This window comes from Bifidobacterium sp. UTCIF-39 (assembly GCF_006408715.1).
Taxonomy (GTDB): domain Bacteria; phylum Actinomycetota; class Actinomycetes; order Actinomycetales; family Bifidobacteriaceae; genus Galliscardovia; species Galliscardovia tissieri.
The window spans coordinates 38,612-55,439 of record NZ_JEOG01000022.1 but is presented as its reverse complement, the minus strand read 5'-3'; the positions used below and the strand labels follow the sequence as shown (position 1 = coordinate 55,439).

14 protein-coding genes are annotated in these 16,828 nt (G+C 60.7%); 6 read left to right on the top strand and 8 right to left on the bottom strand.

Annotation, left to right across the window (positions count from 1 at the left end):
* Nucleotides 1-188 precede the first annotated feature (188 nt).
* A complete protein-coding gene (locus tag EP30_RS11180; protein WP_094663787.1) occupies nt 189-440 on the top strand; it encodes a hypothetical protein in 252 nt (83 codons plus the stop codon).
* Nucleotides 441-843: 403 nt separating this feature from the next.
* Here EP30_RS11180 and EP30_RS09020 read toward each other — a convergent pair whose 3' ends face one another.
* From EP30_RS09020 to EP30_RS09000, 5 genes are all read right to left on the bottom strand, one after another.
* Nucleotides 844-1,629: a nitroreductase family protein gene (locus EP30_RS09020; RefSeq protein ID WP_140558029.1), complete on the bottom strand. Its 786-nt coding sequence runs from the start codon at nt 1,627-1,629 to the stop codon at nt 844-846.
* Between the two features lie 117 nt (nt 1,630-1,746).
* Nucleotides 1,747-2,181 (bottom strand): DUF4235 domain-containing protein, encoded by a 435-nt coding sequence (locus EP30_RS09015; RefSeq protein ID WP_094663915.1) that lies wholly within the window; start codon nt 2,179-2,181, stop codon nt 1,747-1,749.
* Between the two features lie 56 nt (nt 2,182-2,237).
* Entirely contained in the window at nt 2,238-2,942 is a 705-nt protein-coding gene (locus tag EP30_RS09010) for a sirohydrochlorin chelatase (protein ID WP_140558026.1), read from the bottom strand.
* A gap of 119 nt (nt 2,943-3,061) precedes the next feature.
* Nucleotides 3,062-3,508, bottom strand: a complete 447-nt coding sequence (locus tag EP30_RS09005; protein WP_140558024.1) for a flavodoxin domain-containing protein — start codon at nt 3,506-3,508, stop codon at nt 3,062-3,064.
* Entirely contained in the window at nt 3,508-5,139 is a 1,632-nt protein-coding gene (locus EP30_RS09000) for a nitrite/sulfite reductase (protein WP_094663795.1), read from the bottom strand. Before EP30_RS09000 ends, EP30_RS09005 begins: the two co-directional genes overlap by 1 nt.
* Before the next feature lie 353 nt (nt 5,140-5,492).
* Here EP30_RS09000 and EP30_RS08995 point away from each other — a divergent pair, with 353 nt between their 5' ends.
* Nucleotides 5,493-6,473, top strand: coding sequence for an NAD(P)/FAD-dependent oxidoreductase (locus EP30_RS08995; protein WP_140558021.1), 981 nt, complete (start codon nt 5,493-5,495; stop codon nt 6,471-6,473).
* 568 nt (nt 6,474-7,041) lie between these two features.
* Here EP30_RS08995 and EP30_RS08990 read toward each other — a convergent pair.
* Nucleotides 7,042-8,388, bottom strand: a complete 1,347-nt coding sequence (locus tag EP30_RS08990; protein WP_140558019.1) for an aminotransferase class III-fold pyridoxal phosphate-dependent enzyme — start codon at nt 8,386-8,388, stop codon at nt 7,042-7,044.
* A gap of 364 nt (nt 8,389-8,752) precedes the next feature.
* On the opposite strand from EP30_RS08990, the gene EP30_RS08985 reads away from it, so the two are divergent.
* From EP30_RS08985 to EP30_RS08970, 4 genes are all read left to right on the top strand, one after another.
* Nucleotides 8,753-9,934: an iron-containing alcohol dehydrogenase family protein gene (locus EP30_RS08985; protein WP_140558016.1), complete on the top strand. Its 1,182-nt coding sequence runs from the start codon at nt 8,753-8,755 to the stop codon at nt 9,932-9,934.
* The gene (locus tag EP30_RS08980; protein WP_094663805.1) at nt 9,931-10,830 is read left to right on the top strand and encodes an ABC transporter permease; all 900 of its coding nucleotides are present in this window, start codon (nt 9,931-9,933) and stop codon (nt 10,828-10,830) included. The genes EP30_RS08985 and EP30_RS08980 overlap by 4 nt, the downstream gene beginning before the upstream one ends.
* A 193-nt stretch (nt 10,831-11,023) precedes the next feature.
* Entirely contained in the window at nt 11,024-12,112 is a 1,089-nt protein-coding gene (locus EP30_RS08975) for an ABC transporter substrate-binding protein (protein ID WP_140558014.1), read from the top strand.
* 15 nt (nt 12,113-12,127) lie between these two features.
* Nucleotides 12,128-12,910: an ABC transporter ATP-binding protein gene (locus EP30_RS08970; RefSeq protein WP_140558012.1), complete on the top strand. Its 783-nt coding sequence runs from the start codon at nt 12,128-12,130 to the stop codon at nt 12,908-12,910.
* A 119-nt stretch (nt 12,911-13,029) separates the two neighbouring features.
* Here EP30_RS08970 and EP30_RS08965 read toward each other — a convergent pair whose 3' ends face one another.
* Complete coding sequence (locus EP30_RS08965) at nt 13,030-14,064, bottom strand: glycyl-radical enzyme activating protein (RefSeq protein WP_219846811.1); 1,035 nt, start codon at nt 14,062-14,064, stop codon at nt 13,030-13,032.
* A gap of 177 nt (nt 14,065-14,241) precedes the next feature.
* The gene (locus EP30_RS08960; RefSeq protein ID WP_140558009.1) at nt 14,242-16,722 is read right to left on the bottom strand and encodes a pyruvate formate lyase family protein; all 2,481 of its coding nucleotides are present in this window, start codon (nt 16,720-16,722) and stop codon (nt 14,242-14,244) included.
* Between the last annotated feature and the right edge of the window lie 106 nt (nt 16,723-16,828).

The window sequence follows — 16,828 nt, the reverse complement described above, 5'->3', positions numbered from 1 at the left end:
ATCTTTGCATGAGGCTTTGGGGAACACTCCAAAGCCTCTCTTCATATTTGTCGAAGGGGCTTGAAAACACCCTCCACAGCCTCTCTTTTTGTTTCTTCCTCACTCTCTTCACCAACCGATTCCCGGGTTATGGGGTTAGTGATGTTAGCGGTTCGTCATTGACCGTATGACGGGGCATAATACGGAGCATGCACTTCTTCACTCCGAAACGATGCCCGAATTCGTCGAAAATCATGTATCACGACAAAGCCCAGGCGGAACGAGCCGCCGAGCAGAGCCGTATCGAACGCGGAGCGGAACTGTGGACGTATCGTTGCCAGTACTGTGGAACATGGCATCTGACCAGTCATTCACCGGACAATGCGTGGGTGCATGTGCCACTCAATCAGCAGGTCAAACCGCATTCGCGGAAAAAGGGATACAAGCCACGTCGTAAATAACGGAGACGATCGTCATCTCGTCATCAGTACGGAGTCGTCAATACCGTCATACATACATCGAGGTCAATCGTTGACCGTGGAACAGCGTTGCAGTGGTCTTCAGCAATAGCACATCTGCTGTGCTGTCAGAGGTACGCCAAAGAACGTGGAGCAACATCACTGTGGACTCCAACCACGTCCCATGGGGGTTTTCGGCGTGGGAACTGAACTATGGAATCGCATCACAGTGGACTCGACGATGTCGGCAATTGCGACGTTGACAATTGCAGGAACGGTGAGTGTCCACTGTGATACGCATGGATGCACGAAAAGCGCGCTATACACGTAGAACGAACGGTAGCCGGTACGCGCCTGACCGGCTACCGTCATGAAGCGCGTTATGCGCGTAGGATGAACGATCGAACTAGCGGTCGAGACGGAATCCCTGACGGGAAGCAGCCGGCTGGACCTTACGTTCGTCCATGTTCGCGGTGGAGTTCTTTGCGATCTGATCGCTGAAGGCGTCGACCGGGCGATCCGTGTTGCGCAGATCGTAGTACTGGTGCACGTCGGCGTCGAAATCGGCGATCTTGGACAGCACGTCGTCGGAAATCTCCGGGTAGGCGTTCTCGAAGAACTGTACCGACTTCGGCATACGCGGCTTCAGCTTGGGCTCCTGAGCGGGAACGCCCATTGCCAGCCCCAGCACGGGGTAGGTGTACTTGGGCAGGTGGAGCAGGTCGATCAGCGCGTCCACATCGTTGAGCAGCGAGCCGAGGATCACGCAGCCCAGACCAAGTGAATAGGCGGCGGTTTCCATGGCATGCAGGGCGAGTACGGCGTCGTTCTGCGCCTGGGTGAAGCGGTAGCTGCCGTTCAGTGTGAACTCGTCGGAATCGATATCCACACCCTTGGCCTTGGCGATCAGCGCGTTGCGATGCTCGTCAAGAACGAACACGTACAGCAGCGGAGCCTGTGCGATATAGGGCTGGCGGCCGATTTCGGCGAGTTTGGCGGCGATTGCGGGATCGGTGATACGGATTGCGGACCAGTCGTTGAGGTACTGGCTGGATGCTGCGTGCTGGGCCGCGGATTCCAGAGTATCGATCACGTCGGCGGGAATGGCTTCGTCGGCGAATGCGCGGATGGAACGACGGTTCAGCAGCGTCTGAATGGTTGGATTGTCAAGATCATAGGTGTGCTCTGTCATGACACCATTGTGGCAGAACACAGTATGACGACACTGAACGTTGTTCGCTGGGAGAACATGGGAGTGCTCTGTCCAGCGATCGGTGTCACAGCGATATTGATAACGATTGTCTAACGATTATCGGCGACGGTGACGGCGATTCACCAAGGCCTGGGATCCACGATCGGAAAGCTGGGAGACCACGGCGCTCAATGCCGCGGACAACGCCGAGAACGCGATGCTCATGAACAGGCTTTCTTGTTCATCGATGGTGCCATCGCCGAGCTTGCCGGTGCCAACGGAATTCTCACGCGTCACCGCGGACTGGGCCGAATGACGTCCAGCGCGCTGCGACGCACGCTTGGTCATGAGGCCGTTCCACACCAATTGAAATGCCTTGCTGGCTATGAATCCGGCAACGGACGGGATGGCGAATTTCAGCATCTTGTCGCCGAGCGAATCAGGATCGTTGAGACGACGCTCACGCATGGCATCCACCTTTGCATCGAAACGTCCGAAGGCGTCGACGATCTGATCGACATTGCCGTTCGGGCTGGTCTGGAAATCCGTCATGATGACCATTATTCCACGATCTCCAACGGCCGAACGGCAGCGGACGCCGAGTTCGTTTAGTTCGCCGGGGCCAAGGCGAGCTCGGAAAGACGCTCCTGAATAGCCGCGGTAATGACCGGATCATCCTCCAACGTGGGAAGGAATACAGCGTCGGAGGTCAGCGCCTCGACGCGGGCCTTGATCTTGTTGGCAAGACGTCCGTCGGTGAGGAACAGGCGCTCGACGATCAACGGGCCGGGATCGACGCGCAGCGTCTCCTCGATCAACGGATGGCCGATGTGATTCGTGCAGATGATCGGCACGCCGATCTGCCGTTCGACATCGGAGGCCAACGCCTGCAACTGGTCGAACGGTTCGGGGAAGTGCGGAGTGCCATGCGCGACCAGCAGAATACGACGCCTAGGATATTCGTTGACCGCCTTGCTCAGATGATCGACCAGGTAGTCGCGCACCGCGCGCGTGGTGGCCAACGGTTCGGTGACGGACAATGTGACGCCAGGCTTGAGTACCTTGCGCGTGCGCTGCGGAATATCCCAACGCATATGCGTGGCGGAAAACAGCAGCACCGGCACGATCGTCAGGTGCGAGACATGGGATTGCAGGTCGCGAATGCCGTCCTCCAGAGTCTGCTCGTCACCCTCAAGAAATGAGATGCGACCGATCTGCTCGGAACGCTGAATGAAGTTGTTCAGCAGGTCGAGGTTTGACTCGGGAATCTTTCCGCGGCGCCCGTGCAGGACGTAGAGGTATCCAGTGGTCATGATGAGTCCTTGATGTGAGACCTTGACGGCTCCCTTCGACGGTGATGAACACCATCGAAGGGAGCCGTGACGGGGATGAGTGTGGGGATGAGAGATGGGATCGAGGCCGGGCTGGGAGATCAGTCCGCGTCGGCGAGGGTCTTGGCGAGATCCTTGATCTTGGCGATCGCGTCGTCGTCGGGGGCGAGCTCGATCTTCAGGGACGGAGCGGCCAGTTCGGCACCGTCAGCCGTGAGCAGCTTTTCGAAGATGTCCACGGCGGCGCAGAAGTGCGGGTAGCTGGTGTCGCCGGTGCCGAGCACGGCCACCTTCTTGCCGGACAGGTCGTATCCGTCAAGATCGTCGTAGAAGTCGACGATACCGCCGGGCACTTCGCCGTTGTCGCCGTCGCTCCAGCTGGCCACGACATAGTTGTCGGCACCGTCGAAGAACTCGTCGACCTCCACGCCGTCCTCGGCGTCGAAGACCTCAACGTCCTGATCCAGATCCTGCAGGGCCTCCTCAAGCAGTTCCACGGCCTCCTTGGTGTTGCCGGTCGCGCTCGTGAAAATGATCTTGGTGCTCATTACTTCAGTACCTCCGTTGCGGGTAGGGTTGCCAGATAATTGTCGAAAACTTCCTGAAAATGTTCGGTGCCCACACGCTGGTAGTAGTCGTAGAACGACTCCTTGCCCTCATGGGAGTCCTGATAGTCGGCGAGTAGCGAGCCCACCGCATCGGTGAGCTGCTCGGCGGAGACCACACCCTTCAGCTGTTCGTTGAAGTGACCTCCATCGAGCAGGCTACCGCCCACGGACAGCTTGTATCCCGCCGTGTGCTGACGGTCGGCCGTACGGGCGTGCACGCCTTCGATGCCGATATCGGCGATGGAACGGTGGGCGCAGCCGTTGCCGCATCCCGTGAGCGTGATGTTCAGCGGGGTGTCGAAGCTGAAACGCTTGTCGAGCTCCTCGACCAGCGGCTTGAACACGGTCTTGGTGTACGCGTTCGCCAGATTGCAGTACTCGGCGCCCGTGCATGTGGTGCCGTAGTCGGCCAGCAGACGCGGGTGGATCGAGAACCGTTCGAAGATCGGCTCGGCCTCAAGTGCGGGCAGATCCTCCTCCTTGATCCACGGAATCATCAGATTCTGGCAGTGGTCGAAGCGGATCTCGTCCTTGCCGTACTTGCGCGCCACGTCGATCAGCGCCTGGAAATCATCGGCCTGAATACGGCCGGACGGTACGCTGACGCCTACGTAGTAGTAGCCGTCCTGCAGCTGACGATGCACGCCGAGCGCGGTGCCGTTCGTCCAACCCTTGACCTTGGACACGCCCTTGGTCTGCAGATCGGGCAACGATTCGCGGATCTTGTCCTCGAACTGTTCGACGCCCCAATCCTTGATCAGGAACTTGAGCCTGGCCTTGGAACGGCTGCGACGGTAGCCGTAGTCACGGAACAGACGGCAGACGACTTCGGCGAGATCGGCCACGCGGTCGGGCGTGACGAAGATGTTGAGCTGCTGGGCGAGCATCGGCTTCATGCCCAGACCGCCGCCGACCTTCACGTTGAAGCCCTTGACCGTGTGACGGCCGATGCGCTTGGTGGCCGGGATGAACGCCAGATCATTGATCTCCGCGTTACCCGAGTTGTGACGGTTGCTGCTGATCGAGATCTTGAACTTGCGCGGCAGGTTCGAATAGTCGTAGTTGCCCTGGAAACGACGGTATACGTCGAGCACGGTCTGACGGGTGTCGAACAGCTCGTCGGGATCGATGCCGGACAGCGGATTGTCGATGATGTTACGCGTGATGTCGCCTTCGGCGCCCACCGTGGTGAGGCCCACGGCCTCGATGCCGGCGAAGATGTCGACGAGTTCGGCGAACGGAATCCAGTGGTACTGCACGGCCTGACGGGTGGTCAGGTCAACGATGCCGTGACCGTACTTGCGGCCGATCCACGCAAGATGATCCGCCTGCTTCACGGTCACACGGCCGCCGGGGATCTTGATGCGCATCATGAAGTAGCCTTCGTCCTGCGGTTTCTGCACCGTCAGTCCGGCGTACTTGAAGTACATGTAGTAGCTTTTGTCGACTTCCGAGAACGGCTTCTTGACCAGTTCCGGCAGATCCTTGAATACGTCAAGGCCATCCTCGTTCAGCTTGCTGATCTCGTTGGCGTTGAGCTTTTGGTCTGCCCAGGTGGCGGTGTAGCTCATGTGACCCCCAAAATAACGTAAACCCCTAGTGGCTGCGGCCCCGCCGCTGTTGCGTGGCCGGCCGTATGGCTCACAGCGTACAAATGTGCGTGGCGGACTGTCAAAACGGCTCACGACGGTCATATAGCGCCCAAAACCGTTGGAATTGCAACGAAAACGTGATGTCGAGAGCGGTATGGTGTGAGAAAGTACGGTGACGGTTCTATTTGTGAACCGTTATCAATCGTTGGAATTGCAACGTTTTCGGCAGTGTTGGCAGTGTTTCGTCAACGGTGGTGAATCCGTATACTGGCGGCTATCGTCATGCACAATGCGTGCGTAATGCGTCATATACAACACTAGGGGGAACCATTATGACCGATGAGACGCTGACCGATGTGACCGTGATCGGGGGAGGGCCGGTGGGCATGTTCACCGCGTTCTATGCGGCCATGCGCAATCTTGATGTACAGCTGGTCGACAGTCTGCCCGAACTCGGCGGTCAGGTGGCGGCGCTCTACCCGGAGAAGCCGATCCACGACATCGCCGGATTCGTGTCGGGAACGGGTGCGGAACTCATCGCCAATCTCAAACGGCAGATCGAATCGTTCGGTGATCGGATTGATGTGCACACGAACGAGGAGGTAACCGGACTCGAACGTCTCGACGACGGCACGTTCATCCTGCGCACGGCGAATCGTGAGATCCATACGCGTAGTGTGATCGTGGCCATCGGTAGCGGTGCGTTCAGCCCGCGTCCGTTGGCCATCGACTATGATCGTGAGCAGCTCGACGGACGCAAGGTGTTCTACTTCGTCAAGCGTCTGGCTGATTTCAAGGGCAAGACCGTGGCCGTGGCGGGCGGCGGCGACGCGGCGATCGACTGGGCGCTCGAACTGGAGCAGATCGCCGAAAAGGTGGTGCTCATCCATCGTCGTGACAACTTCCGTGCGCTTGAATCCAGCGTCACCCGGCTCAAGGAATCCACGGTGGCGATCCTGACCCCGTACAAGTTCACCACCGTGGCCGGCACGCCGGACGGTCTGCATATCGAACTGGCGAAGATCAAGAGCGATGAGACGCTTGATCTCGACGTGGACGCGCTGCTGGTCAACTACGGGTTCACCTCCGACAACCATGTGCTGCGCGATTGGGGGCTGCCGGTCAAGCGCGGCGATCTGCAGGTGAACGAGTATCTGGAAACCGACGTGCCGGGCATCTACGGCGTAGGTGACGCGGTGAACTATCCGGGCAAGGTGAAGCTCATCTCCGCGGGATTCGGCGAGGTGCCGCGTGCGGTGAACCATCTGGCCGAGCAGCTGTATCCGGATCGAAAGCAGCCGCTGCATAGCTGAGCGGGTGCTTTCGTAGTTGGCTGGCGGGTGACCTGACGCAGGGTCACCCGCCTTGTGAGAGCGTGCGATCTATTCCGATTTTCGAGCGTTCTTCTCGCGCTCTAGATAATTGAGCCTGATCTCGATGTGGTAAAGAGCCTGAATGACCTCTGCAGATAGGGTTTCCATTGTGAATGTCGGATTGCCGTCAGGATCCACGGTGGAGAGTCTTTGACATACAGACTCAATGAAACCGAATGTTGTTGGAGTCTCGTCCTTATCCAAATTCGATTCAAAACTCTTTAGGAACCGCGTAAAGTCTTCTTCTGTAATTTCCGCACCTATTTTCATTTTCAAGTGTTCCTAGCCAGATGCCATTGTTGTCGGGGCTTATCACGCAATAAGCAGAAGGCCACAAAGCCAGCCCCGTAATACCTTTCCCCAATCGAATCCCGGTCCGTTCTGGGTCGAACCGGGTCATGAACACCGGCTCTGGGTATAACCATGTCACGAACACCTTCTTTTTCGCCGCTAACCTACCCGGTTATACCCAGACGTCCGGTAATACCCGTGGTGTCGGATGCGGTTATCAGGCGTTGCAGAATTTGCGGTCGGCCCAGGTGAGGACGTCGTCGAGCGTGGCGAGCTGTTCGCGCAGTTCGTCCTCGGTGATGATGAGCGGCGGGCAGACGTTGAGGTTCGACTCGCGGCCGAACGTGTAGAATCCACGACGCTTCAGCTCGGCGAAGATGGCGGGCATGCGGCCGTTCGACGTATGGTACGGGGCCATGAGTTCACGCGTGCTCTTGTCGGTCACCAGTGTAAGCGCCGCGAACAGACCGATGCAGCGTGCCTCGCCCACGCAGGCGTGACGCTGGACGAACTCTTCGAGCGCGGGCTTGAGCACGCCCTCCAACTGCTTCACATGGCCGCAGATGTCGTTGTCCAGATAATACTGGGTGGCGGCCACGCCGGCGGCGCACGCAAGCGGATGCCCGGAATAGGTCAGGCCACAGGGCAGCGGATGGTTCTCGAAGAACGCGGAGATCTCCTTGCTGGCGATCACGCCGCCAAGCGGCACCGTGGCACCGGTCACGCCCTTGGCGAAGGTGATGAGATCCGGAACCAGATCGAAGTTCTGCCAGGTGAACATCTTGCCGGAACGCGCGAATCCGGCCATGACCTCGTCGCAGATGAGCAGGATGCCGTTGTCTCGGCACAGCTTCGCCACGCCTTCCATATAACCCTTCGGCGGGATCAGCACACCGTTCGCGCCCACGATCGACTCCATGAGCACGGCCGCGATGGTCTCCGGCCCCTCATAGCGGATCTGCTCCTCCAGCTGACGCAGATACTGGCGTGTGCAGCGGGTCTCGTCCTCCTCGGTGCGATCGAAGCCGTCCTCGTACACACTCGGATTGAGGAAATGAATGAACGACGGGGCTGCACCGCCCACCTCGTAGGCGAAACGACGCCAGTCGCCGCTCGCGAACGCGGAGCCCAGCGTGGAACCATGATAGGAGCGATAGCAGGAGAGGATCTTCGGACGTCCGGTATAGAAGCGGGCGATCTCGATGGCGTTCTCATTGGAATCCGAACCGCCCAGCGTGAAGAACACCCGCTGGAAATGATCGGCCCCGGCGATGTCGACCAGCAGCTTGGCCAGCTTGCCGCGCGGCTCCACGGCGAAACTTGGTGCGATATAGCACAGTTCGTCGGCCTGACGCTTGATCGCCTCGACCACCACCTTGTTCTGGTGACCGAGATTGGAACACACCATCTGCGAGCTCATATCGGCGTACCGGTTACCGTCGTAATCCCAGAAGTAGATGCCCTCGGCGCGTTTGATGGGTGTGGCGGGCACCCCCTGCTTCGCCCACGGCTGCAGAACATACTGCTCGTGAAGATGTGCCACTTCCTCGCCGGTCAACGTCATATCGAAACCCCTTCCGAAACCGGACTGAAATCATTGGAACGCCCACGGACGTCGTGAGCTGATAGGCAGTATACGCGGCGACTCCGCGCGGACGAAACGTCGTCAATACCGCGGAATGTCAAGGATTATGCGGAATAGTAATCCGTCATAGCGAATGCCTATAGGCCTTTTTTCGTTTTTCTGATGTTTCGCGATTTGAGGAGAATATTGTGGTATACGGATTCCGACGACACGCCGGAACCCACGCATGACCGCGTCGGAGGAGGGGATGCCTCCGGTGCGGTCCGTCACAACAGCAGTATTCGTATTCCACGACGTCAGGAACAGGGCCGACGGGCGCCGTTTCTCGGGGAGGCATCGTCATATGAAATGGAACTACACGCAGCCGGTCGACATACGGTTCGGTGCCGGTCGCGTGGCTGAAATCGGCGAGGTCGCACGTGAACGCGGACTGTATCGCGGGCTTCTCGTGGCCGGCGGGCACAGTGTGCGCTCCGGTCTGGCCCAGCGCGTGCTCGACCACGGTCGCGGCACGATCGAAGCCGTGTTCAGCGACTTCTCCCCCAACCCCGACGTGACCGAAGTGGACGCCTGTGCCGAACTGATCCGCACGCAGGACATCGGATTCATCGTGGCGCTCGGCGGCGGCAGCGCGCTCGACCTTGCCAAGGCCGCGTCCGTGATCGGCGCGGGCAGTCGTGAATCGGTCGGTTCGATCACGGACTATCACGGCACCGGCAAGCCGTTGCCACTCACCCACCTGCCGCTGATCGCCGTGCCGACGACAGCCGGCACCGGCAGTGAGGTCACCTGCGTCTCCGTGCTGACCAATCGTGCGGCGGGCGTCAAGGAACCCATCGTGTCCAACGGGTTCTACCCGGAACTGGCGATCATCGATCCGGAACTCACCTATACCGTGCCGCCATATGTGACCGCATGCACGGGAATGGACGTACTCAGCCAGGCCATCGAAGGCTACTGGAGTGTGGGTCATCAGCCGATCTGTGACGCGCTCGCCGTGCATGCCGCCCGGCTCGTATTCGAATTCCTGCCGAAGGCGTTCACCACGCCGGACGATCGGGAGGCGCGCGAGCGCATGTGCGAGGCGTCGGTGACGGCCGGACTGGCGTTCACCCTGCCGAAGACCACGTCCAGTCACGCCTGCTCGTTCCCGCTGACGAACCGGTACGGCATCGCGCATGGCGAGGCGTGCGCGCTCACGCTTGACTACTTCACGCGGATCAATGCGGCGGACCCCGAAGGACGGGTGAATGCGTTGGCGCGTTCGCTGGGATATCGGGACGCCGACGGACTGGCCGACGCCATCGCCGATCTGCGGCGAACGCTGGGGCTGCGCGAGAACATCGCCGATCTCGGACTTGGTGAGTCCGACATTGCGGCGCTGGTACGTGACAGTCATCATCCGAATCTTGACAACAATCCCGTCGTCATCACCGACGACAACCTACTGGCCCTGTATCGCGGGCTTGCCTCGGGCGGCGCGGCGAATGCAGACAAGCACAACGAACGAGAGGAACGTCAATGACCGCCGTAAGCATACCTGCATCCAAGGTGACGGAGCGAATCCGTAGCGTATTCGGCCAGCCCGGAGGAAACGGATCGGTGAAATCCGACGGTCGGGTGACCGTGAGCAAGGCGCAGGGGGTGATCTCCCTGGTGGCGTTCCTGATCGCATGGTGGGCGGTGACCGCGGCCAAGCTGGTCAGCCCGCTGTATCTGCCGAGTCCGGCGGCGGTGTGGGACGCGTTCGTGAAGGCGAACACCTGCAATCCGATCGCGGCCGGCTCCGATCGCATCGTCTGCGGTGTGCAGCAGTACTTCCTGTGGCAGCATCTGCTCATGAGCCTGGAGCGTATCGGCGTGGGATTGGCGCTCGCCATCGGATTCGGCGTGCTCGTCGGATTCGTACTCGCCAACGTGACGGTGCTCAACCGGCTGGTGATGCCGTACATCAACTTCATCCGTGCGTTGCCGCCGCTGGGATACATCGGTCTGCTGATCGTCTGGTTCGGCATCGGCGACACCACCAAGATCTGGCTGCTGTTCCTCGCTGCGTTCCCACCGATCGTGCTCGCCACCATCGACGGTATCTCCAGCGTGAACCGTGATCGTCTGAATTCGGCGCTCTCGTTGGGCGCGAACCGACTGCAGCTGCTGGTGCATGTGATGTTCCCGAGCACGCTGCCGTCGATTCTCAACGGCATTCGACTGGCCGTCGGATTCGCGTGGACCACGGTGGTGGCGGCCGAGCTGAACAACGGTATTCCGGGCATCGGCGCGCTCGCCTACCTGTCTGGTACCGAAATGAACACGCCGCTGACCATCGCGTGCATTCTGGTGATCGGCGTGGCCGCTCTGGTGCTTGACGGGCTGATCCAGCTGGTGATCCGCGCGCTTACGCCGTGGGTTGGCAAGGAGTAGCGCGGTAGCCGTTTCGCGGCGTCGAACACATCGAATATCTGTGATCGTGGTTCGTGAATGGGGGTTTGCGGACCACGGTTGAACGCACCTTTGGCCGGAGGCTTGTCCTTGGTGCAAGTGTCGTTGGCACAAGCGTCGTTGGCACAAGGTGCGGCATGGCAATCAACATCACTATCAACAAGGGGGAAGAACCATGCCCGTTTCATCGAAATCATCGAATGCGTGGCTGCGCAAGGCATTGTCCGTGATCGCGGCGGGGGCCGCGGTATTGTCGCTCACGGCGTGCGGCGGTATGAAGACGGCTGATCAGGTGGCCGGCAACACCGACGCATCGTCGGCAAACGGCGCCTGCCCGACCGATGTCAACAACGATTTCACCGGAACCGTGCGTGTGGGATGGCAGGCCATTCCGAACGCCGATCTGGTGGTGAAGGATCAGAAGCTGCTGGAGTCCTGCCTGCCCAAGGCGACCATCAAGTGGAGCCAGTTCAACTCCGGTGCCGATGTGCTGCAGGCGTTCGGCGCGAAGTCTCTGGACATCGCGCTGCTGGGGTCCAGCCCGTCGGTGAAGGCCGTGAGCGGTCCGCTCAACCTGCCGGTGCAGGTGGTGTGGATCAACGATGTGATCGGTGAGGCCGAGTCGTTGGTGACGCAGGCGCAGGGCGTGTCCTCGATCAAGGATCTCAAGGGCAAGACCATTGCCGTGCCGTTCGGATCGACGTCGCACTTCAGCCTGCTGTCGGCCCTGAGCGAGGCGGGCCTGACCGAGTCCGACGTGAAGCTGGTGAACCTTGATCCGGACAAGATGCCGGCCGCGTGGGAGCGCAAGGAGATCGACGCCGCATGGGTGTGGGACCCGGTGCTGAGCCAGCTCAAGGAGAAGGGCGGCACCACGGTGACGTCGAGTGCCGAAACCGCGAAGACCGGTGCGCCGACCTACGATCTGGAGCTTGCCGATAGCACGTTCATCAAGAACAATCCGGCGGTGCTTGACACCTGGACCGCAGTGGAGAACCACGCCGTGCAGCAGGTGAAGAAGGCCGACGACAAGGCCGTGGACTCCATCGCCGTGCAGCTCAATGTGAAGCCTGATCAGGTGCGCCAGCAGCTCAAGGGGTACACGTATCTCGACGCTGCGGAGCAGGCCAAGGCCTTTGATGATCTGCCCGGCGTATTCTCCAAGACCGCCGAGTTCCTGAAGAGCCAAGGCGGACTCGACTCCGTGGCATCCAGCTATGATTCGGCGCTCTACACCGACGCGATTCAGAAGGCAAGCAAGTAGGCGAGTAGGAGAACCATGACCGATACCCAACCGGCCGTCGCCATCCGAGGCGTGACCAAACGATTCCACACCGACCGCGGCGAGGACGTGACCGCGCTGCACGACGTCAACCTGACGATCAACGCGCATGACTTCATCACCGTGGTGGGACAGTCCGGATGCGGCAAGACCACATTGCTGCGCATGCTCGCCGGCTTTGACCAGCCCACCGAAGGGGAGATCCTCATCGACGGACGTTCGGTGAGCGGACCCAGTCCCGAACGCGGTGTGGTGTTCCAGAAGCCGCAGCTGTATCCGTGGCTGAACGTGCGACGCAACGTGGAATTCGGTCTGCGCATGCAGGGCGTTGACGCCGATCGACGTCAACGTGTGGCCCATGAGTATCTGTCGATGGTCGGATTGTCCGACGCGGCCGATCGCAAGCCATATGAGCTGTCCGGCGGCATGCAGCAGCGCGCGCAGATCGCGCGAGTGCTGGCCGCCGACCCGGCCGTGGTGCTGATGGATGAGCCATTCGGCGCGTTGGACGCCCTGACCAGGGAGAATCTGCAGGTGGAGTTGCGGCGCATCTGGCAGGAGCAGCGCAAGACCGTGTTCTTCATCACCCACAGCGTGGACGAGGCGATCTTCCTCGGTACGCGCGTGGTGGTGATGAGTGCGCATCCGGGCACGGTGCTGATGGACATCCCGGTGGACGTGCCGCGCGACCCGGAGCACCCCGAGGACATCGACGCCGTGCGGGACACCGATGAGTTCCGCACGCTGGAGACGAGGATCTCCGCCGCGATTCACGCGTGAGAGCGGTAGTCGCCGAGTTCTCCATTATGACGATTTGGGGTATGAGTGACAACAACGCTCATACCCCAAAATATTGTTTCTGCGTAGAACTCGACGATCGCCAGTTCCCGTGCATGAGATCAGTCGTGGTATAGGGCTTCGGCGGCCAGACCGGACGCGAGCGCATCGTCGCGGATCGCGTTGAACAGGTCGTCGTCGAGCTTGACTGATCCCATCGGATAGTTGCGGCCGAGGGCGTGATACTTGCCTTCACCGAAACGGTGGTAGCGCAACGGTTGATAGGTGATGTTCGCGTCGGCACCGCCCAGTCCGTGCAGGAAGTCGAGAATGGCGGCCACGTCCTCGCGTGAATCGTTGAAGCCGGGGATGATCGGCGTGCGTACCAGTTTGGGGATTTCCGGATGGTCGGCGCAGAGGCGGCGGAAGTTGTCGAGGATGCGGGTGTTGCCGAAGCCGGTCCATTCGCGGTGTTTCGCATCGTTCATGGATTTGATGTCGAACAGCACGTAGTCCAGATGTTCGGCGGCGCTGGCCAGCGAGGCGTAGGGCGCGTATCCGCAGGTTTCGATGGCGGTGGAGATGCCCCGATCGTGGGCGCCGGCGAGCAGGGAGGTGAGGAACGTCCGGTGGGAGAGCGGTTCGCCGCCGGATACGGTGAGACCGCCGCCGCTGCGGTCGAAGAACACTTCGTCGCGTTCCACGACGTCGAGGATTTCGTCCACGCGCATGGGACGGCCTTCCAGGGTGAGTGCCTTGGAAGGGCAGGTTTTGGCGAAGGCGGTGATCTCGTTGAGATCGAGGCGGTCGAGCCGTTCGTGGTCGAGGGTGATGGTGTCGGTTCCCGGTGCGGTACGCACCGCTCCCGGGCAGGCCAGTGCGCATCGGTCGCAACCCATGCCGGCGATGCATTTGTCGGCCACGTAGCTGACCTCGGGGCCGAAGCGCTGCGATTCGGGGTTGCTGCACCACGGGCAGCGTAGCGGGCAGCCTTTGAGAAACACGATGGTGCGGATGCCCGGGCCGTCGTGCAGCGAATAGTGCTGGATGTTGAACACCAGTGCCGAGTCCTTGGGCATGAGTTTGCGCCATTCGCCGGTGGGCTTGGAGGAGCGGCTGCGATCCTCGAGGATGCGGCTGACGAGTGACGATTGCATAGGAGCCTCGGGCGTGGTGTTGGAAACGGGAATATGGCAATGACCGGAGAAGGTTGTGGGATTCCCACCGCAGGGGCTGGGAATCCCACAACCATGAGTCGATATATATAAATATGTATTTATTTATATATATGTATATGAGTGTGAGGCGCTCACGGCGCGTGGAATCAGGATGTCTTAGAAGGCTTCCTGCTCGTTGCGGGAGATGAGCTCGTCCTGCAGATCCTTCGACAGCTCGGTGAAGAACGCGGAGTATCCGGCGATGCGCACGATGAGGTTCCGGTACAGTTCCGGATGCTTCTGCGCCTCGCGCAGCGTCTCGTTGTTCATCACGTTGAACTGCACGTGCCACAGCTTGAGGTCGCGCCAGGTCTCGATGAACTCGACGAGCTTCTCCGTGCCTTCCTTGCCGGCCACGCAGCCGGGGGAGAGCTTGATGTTGAGCAGTCGGCCGGCATGCTCGTTGTGGTCGAAGTTCTTGGTCAGGTAGTTCGACAGCAGGATCGCGGTGGGGCCTTCGTGATCGGCACCTTGCGCGGCGGAGGATCCGTCGGACAGCGGCGTGTAGGCGCGACGGCCGTCAGGCGTGGCCGACACCACCTTGCCGAACGGCACGTGGCTGGTGAACGGCACCAGACGGATGTCCATGTGCACGCCGATCTGTTCGGAGTACTTGGCGGTGAATTCCTGCGCGGTACGGTCGAGCACCTTGCCGATCTCGTCGGCGTACGGGTCGTCGTTGCCGTAGGACGGGGCGTTCTTCAGCAGCTGGCGGATCACCTCGTAGCCTTCGAAGTCGTGTGCGCACGCCTCCTTGAGCTCGTGCAGGGTGATCACGTGATCCTCGAATACGAGCTTGCGGATGGCGGCAAGCGAGTCGATCACCGTGGCATAGCCCATGTACTCGAGGTAGCCAAGGTCGATGCCTCCCGGGATCTTCGGCTGGTGAAGGTCGATGCACGAGTCGCGGCACAGCTTCTGCAGCATGGAGCCCAGCGGGGTGGCGAAGTGCTCGGCGCGCAGGCGGATGATCTCATGCTGCTGGATGAACGCGTGCTTGAGCAGGTTGTTCTGCTGCTTGAGGAACGCGGCGAACAGGTCGTCGAAGCTCGTGAAGTCCTCGAATTCGCCGGTCTCCAGGCCCAGCACCTCGTCGCCGTACTTGAGCATGCGGCCGTTGTACATCACCATTTCCAGTGCGGCGGCGAAGTTGATGTAGGCGTTCGGGCTGGTGTAGGTGTCGCGGTTCGGCATACGGCATTCGGCGCATCCGGACACGGAGTAGTCGAGCGCCTCATCGAACTTGGCGCCCTTGCTGAGCAGCAGCGGCACCACGTCCTCGTCGTTGAGCAGCTTCGGGAAGCCCTCGCCGCTCTTGATGGTCAGCGCCACCTCGCGCAGGTAGCGCTTGGGGGAACGGGTGTGGATGCGGGCGGCAAGATCCGGGTAGTTGAGTGGGAACTCGCGCTTGGACTTGAGCAGAATGTAGGTGAGCTCGTTGGTGGCGTCGTAGCCCTCCGGGGTCTGGCCTCCGATGGTCACCGCCTCCCAGTGTGCGTAGCCCTCGTTGAACGCGCCACCGGCGTCGGACAGGTACAGGTCGATGTACTGGGCCATATCGACCCACATGCATTCGAACAGCTCCTGCGCCTCGTCGGCGGTGATGCGTCCGGCCTCCTTGTCCGCCTTGTAGAACGGGTAGAGGTACTGGTCCATACGGCCGTTGGAGATGATGGTGCCGGTCTTCTGCTCGATGCGGCTGAACAGCTGCGTGAACCACTGGCTCTGCATGGCCTCGTAGAAGGTGCGGGCCGGGTGCTCGGGCACCCAGCGGCAGGTTTCGGCGATGCGGCGCAGTTCGGCGGCACGCTTCGGATCGGACTCCTCGACGGCCAGCTGCTCGGCCAGGTCGGCGTGACGGTTGGCCCACAGAATGATCGCGTCCGCGGTGAGGATCTCCGCCTCCAGGAACGGGCGCTTCTCGCAGTTGTCGATCGGCGAGAACTCGTCGAGCTGCGCCAGACGCTCCTGCGCCTCGGCACGCAGTCCGCCGAAGCCTTTCTTCAGCACGATGTCGTAGTCGTGCACCCACTGCAGGCTCGAACGGAACGATGCGGTCTCGTTCACCACGTAACGGGAGGTGAGCGCCTCGTCGGGGTTGTAGGTGAGCTTCATGGTCTCCGGGCCCAGCGCCTTGGCCAGATCCTCGTGGAAGGTCTTGCCCTTCCAATACGGGGCGATCTCCTCGACGATGATGCGAGCGTCCTCGGGGCTGATGTCGAACGGCGAGCTTTCACGCGTTGGCAGCTTCTGAATGGCCAGATCGAGCGTATCGCCGTCGAGTTCCGGGTACAGCAGTCCGTAACGGCCCTCGCTGCCGCCACGGCCCACGATCAGCTGATCCTGGTCGATGTACACGGTGGCCTTTTCCGCGTAGTGGTAGAGCGCCTTGGCCCAGCGCAGCACGAGCGGCTCGCCTTCGGTCTGACGGAAGCTTTCGGTGAACAGCAGTCCGCGTTCCACATCGACGTGCGGTTTCTCCGCGCGAATGCGGGCCAGAATGTCGTTGGCTCGCGTGTGGTGCTCGAGCTTGACCGGCTGGTGTTCGATCTGCTCCTTGATACGGGTCTCCTGCGGAGAGAGTACGACTGTGCTCAAGATTGTCTCCCATCGTGTGACGATTGTTGGCTGCCGGACCGCTCATCCCTTAACGATTCGACATCCATTCCAGCGTACCGGCTGGTAGTCGTCTGCGGGCGAAAAA